Below are 1,460 nucleotides of genomic sequence, written 5' to 3' on the forward strand. Positions count from 1 at the left end.
AAACAAATGGGCAACATTAATGATTTTATGTTGACCTCAACATAAAATCATCATTTCCGCAAACTGTTCCGCAGCCATTTCCCTCGCCAATGCCTTCACATCCTCGCTGGCCCTGTCAACTCCATATCTTCGGATATGGTCTCGTACTTCCTGTTCGGTGTATTTCAGCATCACGTCATAAGTTCCTCCTACACTACCGTTATACACGACAGCGAAATGCTGGTCTTCAATCAGCAGGTCATCGCCACGGTTCTGCAAAGGAGAGGCATAGGTGTACTGTTCATCCATTCCGTTCCCGTCGTAATACTCTTTCGCAAGAATGAGCAGCCCGTTGTAGTCCCCTTTGTCTTTCAGTGCGTCAAGCCGGTTGGTATCATCCGCCATTTGCAGATAGGCTACAGAAGCATAATATACCTTTTCCTTCGGGGTTTCCGTCCGTTCCTGATTTTCGGTCTTTTCCCTTTCTATATCCCTGGCTATCTGGTCTATTTTCTGCGTGATCATGGATGATGCCTTCTTCACGTCCATAAGCACAGTCTTAATGTACTGGGGTGACTCCTTCAGGTTATCCAACCACGATTTCAGATACGGACAACTGTCCTCTTTTATATGTTTGGCCATTCCGTAGCGTTGGGAGATCAATGCACCGCACAATTCGGCCACAAGTTCTTCATCGCTATACTCCTTTGAACCGAAAGAGGTCGGTTGAAAACGGTTTAGCACACCTTCCGCACCAGTCGAATGTCCCATCTCATGGAACAGTGTTCCGTAGAATGCTTCCCCGTCCTTGAACTGCACCTTCTCCGGTACGGTGATTTCATTCTTGCTAATCGAATAAAAGGCATCATCCTGATGTTTCACGTTGATGGGACATATCCATAGATTGTCGCGTATCAACCTCTCCACCGGTTCGAAGCTGAACATTTCACCTTCATGAACGAATGGACGGCCGTTTTCCTTTTCCAGCTTCTCCCACAGTTCAGGACGAGCCTCTTTCAGATTCGTCTGGGCGACGTTGAACACGCGGAATACCTGCATCTTGGGATACACGTTATACTCTTTCTTTTCGTCCTCGGACAAGTTTTTGTAATCGTCATACTTGATCTTCTCCTTGGTCTCCTTGTGGATGCAGGTAAATGTGGTCAGCATGACGGGAAACGATTTCTCGCCTTTCAGTACCGATACCCTTGGCAGTTCCTCGCCGTTCTTGCCCGGTTTGTTCAGTCTCTGCACGCAATCAAATGTGCAGAATCTCGGAATAGTGTATCCTTCCTTTTCGCAGTGCAGCATGAGCATGAGCGCATTCATACCATTGTATTCGCGTCCGGACAGATTGCGTGGCCACTGAAGGCTGCCCTCGGTGAACCAGGGCTTCTTCCAGTCCTTGCTGATATTCTCCAGCTTTTCAATCATTAATGTTGCCCATTTGTTTATGTCAGTTTCTTTCATATTTATTTGAT

The 1,460-nt window shown here is 46.9% G+C and carries 1 pseudogene; it reads right to left on the reverse strand.

Annotated features, from left to right (window positions below):
• Positions 1-51 precede the first annotated feature (51 nt).
• Positions 52-1,449 (reverse strand): annotated as a pseudogene (locus tag DW033_RS24210) (zincin-like metallopeptidase domain-containing protein); the annotation flags it as partial.
• Positions 1,450-1,460 lie beyond the last annotated feature (11 nt).

Origin of the sequence: Parabacteroides sp. AF39-10AC (assembly GCF_003635405.1) — a bacterium.
Classification (GTDB): Bacteria; Bacteroidota; Bacteroidia; order Bacteroidales; family Tannerellaceae; genus Parabacteroides; species Parabacteroides distasonis.